Origin of the sequence: Microcystis sp. T1-4 (assembly GCF_000297435.1) — a bacterium.
GTDB lineage: Bacteria > Cyanobacteriota > Cyanobacteriia > Cyanobacteriales > Microcystaceae > Microcystis.
Genome location: NZ_CAIP01000211.1, coordinates 1 through 8,032, shown reverse-complemented (window position 1 = coordinate 8,032; position 8,032 = coordinate 1). Strand labels below are relative to the sequence as shown.

Annotated in this window: 7 protein-coding genes and 1 tRNA gene; 3 read left to right on the top strand and 5 right to left on the bottom strand. The window is 44.9% G+C overall.

Features of this window, described 5'->3' with window-relative positions; all coding sequences use genetic code 11:
- Window positions 1-332 precede the first annotated feature (332 nt).
- From MICAI_RS13120 to rlmN, 4 genes are all read right to left on the bottom strand, one after another.
- Window positions 333-1,175, bottom strand: coding sequence for a ChaN family lipoprotein (locus MICAI_RS13120; RefSeq protein ID WP_008202731.1), 843 nt, complete (start codon window positions 1,173-1,175; stop codon window positions 333-335).
- A gap of 99 nt (window positions 1,176-1,274) precedes the next feature.
- The gene (gene petH, locus MICAI_RS13115) at window positions 1,275-2,474 is read right to left on the bottom strand and encodes a ferredoxin--NADP reductase (RefSeq protein WP_008202728.1); all 1,200 of its coding nucleotides are present in this window, start codon (window positions 2,472-2,474) and stop codon (window positions 1,275-1,277) included.
- Window positions 2,475-2,761: 287 nt separating this feature from the next.
- Entirely contained in the window at window positions 2,762-2,986 is a 225-nt protein-coding gene (locus MICAI_RS13110) for a phycobilisome linker polypeptide (RefSeq protein ID WP_002795571.1), read from the bottom strand.
- A gap of 88 nt (window positions 2,987-3,074) precedes the next feature.
- Window positions 3,075-4,088, bottom strand: coding sequence for a 23S rRNA (adenine(2503)-C(2))-methyltransferase RlmN (rlmN, locus tag MICAI_RS13105; protein WP_008202724.1), 1,014 nt, complete (start codon window positions 4,086-4,088; stop codon window positions 3,075-3,077).
- A 343-nt stretch (window positions 4,089-4,431) separates the two neighbouring features.
- Here rlmN and rimK point away from each other — a divergent pair, with 343 nt between their 5' ends.
- Window positions 4,432-5,337 carry a 30S ribosomal protein S6--L-glutamate ligase gene (gene rimK / locus MICAI_RS13100; RefSeq protein WP_008202721.1) on the top strand — a complete coding sequence of 302 codons (906 nt, stop codon included), beginning with the start codon at window positions 4,432-4,434 and terminating at the stop codon, window positions 5,335-5,337.
- A gap of 562 nt (window positions 5,338-5,899) precedes the next feature.
- On the opposite strand, the gene MICAI_RS13095 is transcribed toward rimK, so the two are convergent.
- Complete coding sequence (locus MICAI_RS13095; RefSeq protein ID WP_008202718.1) at window positions 5,900-6,955, bottom strand: ABC transporter ATP-binding protein; 1,056 nt, start codon at window positions 6,953-6,955, stop codon at window positions 5,900-5,902.
- A gap of 123 nt (window positions 6,956-7,078) precedes the next feature.
- Between MICAI_RS13095 and MICAI_RS13090 the strand changes: the two genes are divergently transcribed.
- Both MICAI_RS13090 and MICAI_RS13085 read left to right on the top strand, forming a co-directional pair.
- Window positions 7,079-7,759: a hypothetical protein gene (locus tag MICAI_RS13090; RefSeq protein ID WP_008202716.1), complete on the top strand. Its 681-nt coding sequence runs from the start codon at window positions 7,079-7,081 to the stop codon at window positions 7,757-7,759.
- Window positions 7,760-7,813: 54 nt separating this feature from the next.
- A tRNA-Leu gene (locus tag MICAI_RS13085) sits at window positions 7,814-7,895 on the top strand.
- The last annotated feature ends 137 nt before the right edge of the window (window positions 7,896-8,032 follow it).

Below are 8,032 nucleotides of genomic sequence, written 5' to 3'. Positions count from 1 at the left end.
AAAAGCCTTATTTTCAAAGGGTTTTACCATTATTCAGCAAGTCCTAAGTAGGTGGGTGGAATTAAATATAAAATGAACGTAGGTTGGGTTGAAGCATGAAACCCAACGCCCGCATGGGTTACGCTACCGCTAACCCATCCTACAAATAATTGTGCCTACCTACTTATTATACTAAATCCGTTGAGTATAGGCTACTCATAGAGGAGAGGCAAAAGGCAAAAGGCAAAAGGCAAAAGGGGAAATAAATAATCAGTTTTTCAGACTTATTATCTACTAAATTTAAAGACTGGCATCTTAGCTTATCATCCCTTGTTTCCTAACCTCCGACTGGCTTAATTTTGCTCTTGCCAAAAATAATCGGCGGGTTTTTTGGTTTCTGCTGGTGATGATTGGGGAGCGTCTCCCAAGAAAACCGAACGCTGGATGACGCGATCGCCTAATCTTCTTTGGACTCGACTGGGAATGCCGTAACCGTAGGCAATATGACCTTTTCCTGCTAGGACGATGATCTGATATTCGGGATGAGCTTGCCAGAATTTAGCGATCGCATCGGCCATAGTTTCATCCCAGAGAACCTGTGCCAGAAAAAAGCGATCGAATCCCTGACTTTTGCCCCCCGTGTGTTGCTGATAAACGGCTAGGATCTGTTGACGGTACTCCTCGTTATCCTGGTTTATTTCGCTTTTAGGGGGGATGTAGGTCATTTCTGAGGTGGAGAGGCTTTCTAAGCCCTCCTGTGCCACTTTTCTAGTGATTTCCGTGGGTGTATTGAGGGCGATCAATGGTAGTTTTTTCGCCTTGGCCAAGCGCAGAATCGGGGCGTAAAATTCCCAATCAAATCCCCAACGTTGGTCGTATTCACTTTTTTCTCTCAACTGATTTTCGCTAATTTTGCCGGCTAAATACTGATCCAAATAGATTTGGTAAGGACGTTGAAACATCTCGAAAGCGATCGCTATTTGGGGATTATTAGCCTGTAAATACTTGATAATAGCTAATTGGGCCTGATGATCGGCTTGACTATCGTGTCTTTCTCCCAGATAAATAATCTCGGCTGTTTTTAAATCTGCCAGAATTTGTTTTTGGCTATTAGTAAAACTCCAGGCCCGGGGCAGCAAAATAAACAGTAAGCAGAGAGCAAGGAAAACGGGAAAAAAGCGTCGAGAGAATTTCATCTTTGTTAAAGGCCTTTTAAAAAACTGATCTTAACCGAAGCCAAGAAAAAAAGGGTGGACAATGCCCACCCCCAAAAATTTTCAGAGAACCTTTCTGGTTTAGTAGGTTTCTACGTGCCAGCGATGTTCTTTTTTCAGTTGTTTCTGATAGACAGACCAATCAGCGCCATTTTTAGCGGCAGCACCACTGATAGCATCGTCGATACCATCTTCCATCCCTTTCAGTCCGCACATATAAGCGTGGGTTTTGGGACTTTGGAGTAGATTCCAGATTTCGTCAGCGTGTTCGGCTACCCGGTGTTGAATATACATTCTGCCGCCCTGGGGATTTTGCTGTTCCCGGCTGATGGCATAGGTGAGACGGAAGTTATCGGGGAATTCCGCCGCGATTTGCTCTAATTCTTCTTGGTAGAGAATATTGGCCGTTTTGGGAACTCCGAAAATCAACCAAGCTAGACCTTTGAATTTATAATCTTCGTGTTGTTCCTTGAACATCCGCCAGAGGAAAGCCCGGAAGGGAGCGATTCCCGTCCCGGTGGCCATCATAATGATGGTGGCATCTTCATCACTGGGTAGCAGCATTTCTTTACCCACCGGACCAGTAATAGCCACATCGTCCCCCACCCCTATATTACAGAGATGGGTGGAACAAACCCCATAAACGGTTTCCTTGGTTTCTGGGTGTTGGTATTCCAATTGACGCACGCAGAGGGATACGGTTTTATCGTCTAATTTATCACCATGACGGGTGGAGGCGATCGAATAGAGTCTCAATTTATGAGGTTTGCCATTAGCATCGGTACCCGGGGGGATAATACCGATACTTTGCCCTTCTAAATAGCGTAAATCGCTCCCAGAAAGGTCAAAAGTGACGTGTTGTACGATGCCGATACCTCCCTCATCAACGAGAGCATAATTCTCGATACATTTGCCGATAAAGGGTTGATTCGGACGGTAGATGTTGACGGGGATATCTGTTTTTTCTTTCGCTTGGGTCATGGCCTTTTTCTTGGTCTGTTCGGTGACGGGCGATGATTGAGCGATTGGCTGTGGTGTGGAGGCACTAGAAACAGTTGCTACGGGGGCAATCCCATTTAAGGGTTTGATGCTGACGATACGACCACCTAAACGGGTAATCCGACGCATTTCTTGATTCATGCGACTGTAGGGAACCGTGAAAAACACGCTTCCACTCTGACGGATTGAATAATCCAAGCTGTCAGTATTGTCGTTTTGATTGAGACCCACCACTTCGTAAACAAAGAAACGGTTTCCCGCTAGTGTACTCGGACTGTACATTAAATATAACTCCCAACTCAAGTCACGATAATCGTTCCATAGTTTAGCCTACCATCGGTACACTACACCTAGGCCTAATTGAGAGTTATCTTAAAAAAACCACAGACATCGCTTTTATCCTTTTGGATAGGATAGGTTAAGTCTCTGGTTAAAATCTGTTACATTTGCAGCATTTTACTTTTTATTAAGATTTCTGCTACTTTTTCCCATTTATGCTAAAAATCCCCCTAGTTTGCCTGATCAGGACAAAAGCGGGGGACAGATATTACCGATAATTATTTTTTCAACTACTGGGCCGCAGCTGCGTTTAAGGGTTTAATGCTGACGATGCGAGCGCCTAAACGGGTAATCCGACGCATTTCTTGATTCATGCGGCTATAGGGAACAGTTAAAAAGACACTGCCACTCTTACGGATAGAATAATCTAGGTTATCAGTATTGTCATTTTGACTCAAACCGACGACTTCATAGACAAAAAGGCGATTTTCTTTGGCACTAGAGAGACTTTGCATCGAAATGGCTCCTACATTGATGTTATAGTTCTCTAGTTTAGCCTAGCGGGGAGACTAGCAATCTAGTTAATTGCTGATTTACGGCCGTTCATTGTACCATGACGCTCGATCGCAATTGTCCACAGGCCGCATCGGTCGCTAAACCTCTCGAATAACGGACAGTAACGGCGACTTTTTCCTGTTCTAAAATAGTTTTAAAAGCCTTAATTCTCTTTTCATCAGGCCGTTGATAATCCACCTCTTGAATGGGATTATAGGGGATTAAATTGACGTGAGACTGAAACCCTTTCACCAGTTTGACTAATTCCCTTGCGTGTTCCGGTAAATCATTCACTCCCGCTAAAAGAATGTATTCAAATGTCACCCTTCGTCCCGTGATTTGAACGTATTCCTGACAGTCTTGGATCAGATTACTTAGGGGATAATGGTCGGCACTGGGGATTAATTTAGCTCGAACTTGTTGATTAGAAGCATGGAGACTAACAGCAAAAGTTACTTGTAAATTATGTTCCGCTAGTTGCTTGATTTTATTGGGTAATCCCACGGTAGAAATCGTTAAACAACGCTGACCGATACCCACATCTTGATTAAGGGAATGAATCGCTGTCACCACTTCGGGGATATTTAATAAAGGTTCCCCCATCCCCATAAACACCACATGACTAACTCGCTGCTGAAAATCCTCCTGTACTGTTAACACTTGGTCAACTATTTCATAAGCTTTTAAATTACGAGTAAAACCCCCTTTTCCCGTGGCACAAAAATCACAGGCCATCGGGCAACCCACTTGGGAAGAAACACAGACTGTTAATCTTTTTTCGCTGGGAATTCCCACCGCTTCGATAATTAAACCATCCGCCAGTTTTAGCAGATATTTACGAGTGCGATCGGGTGCTACACTGCGATAATGTATCAGGGAACGACCGATAGGATAATCCGCCAGCTTGCTGCGCCATTCTTGGGGGAATACGGAAATATCCGCCAAAGAATGCGCTCCTTTTTCGTATAGCCATTGGTGTAATTGTTTCCCCCGATAAGCAGGTTGTCCCTGGTCTTTTACCCAGTCGGTCAGTTCCTCTAAAGATTTCGCTAGTAAAGTCATAAGTAGGTAGGCGTTAAAAATTATCAGACACCCCCGTTATCAAGGGTAGGGTTGATTCATGAATCAACCCTACCTTATTAAGGGGGGATTAAAGGCAAAATCCATTTTTAATTTAATTATAACCAGCTACTTAAACTTAGCCTGACGACAAAAACAAATCTAGTCTTAAGCTTGATCTTTTTTACTTTTCACCTAACCTAACTGTTCAAGGGGAACTGTCAGTGCCATAATAATCGATGGACTTCGATCGAGAGCAGAAATTTTATGAGTTGCCGGCCAAAAAAGCCAATATGGGGGAATAGAGAGCTATTCAGTTGTAAAATCAATATTTAAGCGAAAATTTATGAAAATCGCTATTTTATCCCAAGATGCTTCTCTTTATTCCACCAAGCGACTGAAAGAGGCGGGAGAAGGCCAAGGCCATGAGGTACGAGTGATCAATTATTTGCGCTGTTACATGAACATCACCTCCCATAAACCCACGGTTGTCTATAACGGTCAACCCTTGGAGAGTTTCGACGCAATTATTCCCCGCATTGGTGCCTCAAAAACCTTCTATGGAACCGCAGTCGTCCGGCAATTCGAGGTGATGAATGTTTTTACTGCCAACGACTCGCAAGCAATTTCCCGGTCGCGGGATAAATTGCGTTGTCTGCAAATCCTCGCTAGGGAAGGGATAGGTTTACCGGTGACGGGAATTGCTCACGCAATTGAAGATATCGATGGTTTAATCGAAACCGTCGGCGGCACCCCTCTCGTGATTAAATTATTAGAAGGAACCCAAGGTATTGGGGTAGTCTTAGCGGAAACAGACCAAGCAGCCAAGTCAGTTATTGAAGCTTTTCGGCAATTAGAGGCTAATATTCTAGTACAAGAGTATATTAAAGAGGCCAGTGGGGCAGATCTGCGCTGTTTTGTCATCGATGGAAAAGTGGTAGCCTCGATGAAACGACAGGGGGCCGAGGGGGATTTTCGTTCTAATCTTCACCGCGGTGGCAAAGCAGAAAAGATAAAATTAACCCCGGAGGAACGCAGTACGGCCATACGGGCCACTAAAGCCATGGGTTTACGGGTTGCTGGTGTGGACTTATTACGGTCTAATCACGGGCCTGTGGTTATCGAGGTCAATTCCTCTCCCGGTTTAGAAGGAATAGAAGCGGCCACCGGTGTGGATGTGGCCAAAAAAATTATCGATTTTGTCGCTAAAAATGCCACCCTAGTCCTAAATCGCGATCGATATCAATATTAGCCGTCAGCCTTGCATCAGTTATCAGTTATCAGTTATCAGTGGGTAAGTTATCAGTCAATAGTATTAAGCGTTGACATCCTCGCCGCCGTAAAACGGACGGCGGTTCCTCACCACGCCACTTTTTTAGGGTGGTCGCTGAACGGGGTTGACGCTTCACCGAAAAACGCTTAATTGCTTAAGTCTGACACTTTCGACCCGTCCGTTTTGAGTGTCCGAATGCCCTCCGGCCACTTTGAACAAGTCGAAAAAATCTAATGTTCAACCTTATTTCCTAGAAAGTTTTACTTGTTCAAGGCCGAATTTGAATTCTTTTCTGAACAAAACCCCCTACTATCTGTTGTCAAGGTTCAGTTTTTAGCTTGGTTATCGCTTTTTCCATTTTAGCCTAAAGCCGTCCTAAAAGGACGGGGTTTTAACCCAAATTTTCGATAAGCTCGGAGCTGCCTTTTTACTGAAAAAGCTCCCCACACCCCACACCCCACTTCCCCACTTCCCCACACCCCACACCCTACACCCCACACCCTACACCCCACACCCCTTAAACAGGATTTAGTATCAGTTATCAGTCGGCAAATACACGGACGCTATCGGGAATAATTGATAGTTTTACCTTTGTACCGATGTCTAATTGGGTGTTAATCGTTGTTCTAGCGTGGATTTGGCTGCCGGTGGCCGTTAGCAGACAGTAACGGTACTCCCGCCCCAAAAATTGGCGATCGCAAATAACCAGATCTCCCGTCTCATCCGGTTTAATTTTGACATCTTCCTCTCTCAGCATCAATTCCCCTTTGTCCAAATCTTGACCATCGGGAATTTCCCAGAGTCCTATCTCGGTTTGCCATTGTCCACCCTTCCGTCTAGCGGGGAGAAAGTTAGCTTGGGTGACAAACTCGGCCACGAATCGCGAGGCCGGATGACTATAAATTTCTTCGGGATTGTTAATTTGTTCTAATTTTCCTTGACAAATGACCGCAATTGTGTCACTGATCACCATTGCTTCCTCCCGGTCGTGGGTGACAAAAATGGCTGAGATACCAGTCGCTTTCAGGATATGACGGATCTCGTGCCGTAAGCGTTGCCGGACCTGCACATCGAGATTACTTAAAGGTTCATCTAAGAGGATTAAAGAGGGTTTTGGGGCTAAAGCGCGGGCGAGGGCGACTCTTTGCTGTTGTCCTCCCGATAGCTGATGGGGATAACGTTTTTCTAGTCCTTGCAGTCCGACTAAATCCAAAGTTTCCGCCACCCTAGCGTTAATAGCTTTGCTCGATAATTTCTCCCCAGAATTTTTTAACCCAAAGGCGATATTGTCAGCGATGGTTAAATGGGGAAAAAGAGCGTAATCCTGAAAAACCATGCCCGTATTGCGTTTTTCCGGGGGAATAAAGGTTTTTTCGTCGGCAACTATTCGCCCCCCCAATTCAATCACTCCTTGAGATGGTTTTTCAAATCCCGCAATCATCCGCAGTAGAGTGGTTTTCCCGCAGCCCGACGGGCCCAATAATCCGAGAATTTCGCCCTCTGTTAAACTAAAACTGATATTATCGACAGCTAGAGTAGGAGAAGCGGGAAAACGCTTGTTAACCTCGGATAAACGCAGAATTACAGACTTTTTCATGGTGGGAAAGACAATCGCCCAGTCAGTGGCAGGGCCATTTACTTAAGAATTATTCCTAATTAGTTCACTATTATTGTTTATAACATCTCAATGGACTAATTAGGAAACTTTCTCAAAAATTTCATGCTCACACCTGAAGATATTATTCTCGTTCCCCGGGGGGCCGAGCATAGCTCAATCCGTCGAGGATTAAGGAAAATCGGCGATTTAGCCCCGCAAATTATCCCGATTAACCTTGGCGGTCCAGAATTCCTCGACAGTTCCCCAGTCTCTAGGCAATCTCTAGAATTTCTTAATAAGTTTACAGGAAAAATTGTGCTGATGGGATTAGCGGGCAGTCTCAGCGATCGCTATCGGGTCGGAGATGGGGTAATCTATCAAGGTTGTGGCGCAGAAAAGGGGAGTTATTGGCAGTGTGAACCAGAAATAACCGCAGAAATCGCCCAATTAACCGGATATAGTCTCGTTAAAGGTTTAACAAGTGATCGCCTGATTAGCCAGTCCGAGGAAAAACGACGTTTAGGACAGGGTGGCTATGAAGTGGTAGATATGGAAGGAGCAAGGATTTTAGCGGCTTTACGCGGGCAAAAAGTGGCAATTGTGCGCGTGATTAGCGACGAGGTGACACAGGACTTACCCGATTTAGCCCCGGCAATTGATAATCAAGGTCAGCTGCTACCATTGCCCCTAGCTCGACAAATGTTAATCCGTCCTCTCCCGGCCTTCCATTTGATTCAAGGTTCCCTAAAAGGTTTATCCGTACTAACTCAGGTGGCGCGAAGGTTGTGCGGCAGTAATTTTTAAAATTTGCTTGCAGATTATTTTTTTTCTGTGCTATATTGGTTAAGCTAAAATCAAGCGGATGTGGTGGAACTGGTAGACACGCACGTTTGAGGGGCGTGTGGCTTACGCCTTGCGAGTTCGAGTCTCGCCATCCGCATAAACTTTTATCTGCCCTCTGACAAGAATTGCCCTTGTCACCCATCGTCAGGGATGGATATTTGGCCATCAAAATTTCCCAACTCACCCTTTCAGGTGGCTTAGGTTTGACTAAGTTTAGTTAAGCGGTTGCGAGTA

Excerpts from the sequence above, each read along its gene's own strand:
- MICAI_RS13095 (WP_008202718.1), bottom strand. The coding sequence starts at position 6,955 with ATGAAAAAGTCTGTAATTCTGCGTTTATCCGAGGTTAACAAGCGTTTT.
- MICAI_RS13090 (WP_008202716.1), top strand. The coding sequence starts at position 7,079 with ATGCTCACACCTGAAGATATTATTCTCGTTCCCCGGGGGGCCGAGCAT.
- MICAI_RS13110 (WP_002795571.1), bottom strand. The coding sequence starts at position 2,986 with ATGCAAAGTCTCTCTAGTGCCAAAGAAAATCGCCTTTTTGTCTATGAA.
- MICAI_RS13120 (WP_008202731.1), bottom strand. The coding sequence starts at position 1,175 with ATGAAATTCTCTCGACGCTTTTTTCCCGTTTTCCTTGCTCTCTGCTTA.
- rlmN (WP_008202724.1), bottom strand. The coding sequence starts at position 4,088 with ATGACTTTACTAGCGAAATCTTTAGAGGAACTGACCGACTGGGTAAAA.
- petH (WP_008202728.1), bottom strand. The coding sequence starts at position 2,474 with ATGTACAGTCCGAGTACACTAGCGGGAAACCGTTTCTTTGTTTACGAA.
- rimK (WP_008202721.1), top strand. The coding sequence starts at position 4,432 with ATGAAAATCGCTATTTTATCCCAAGATGCTTCTCTTTATTCCACCAAG.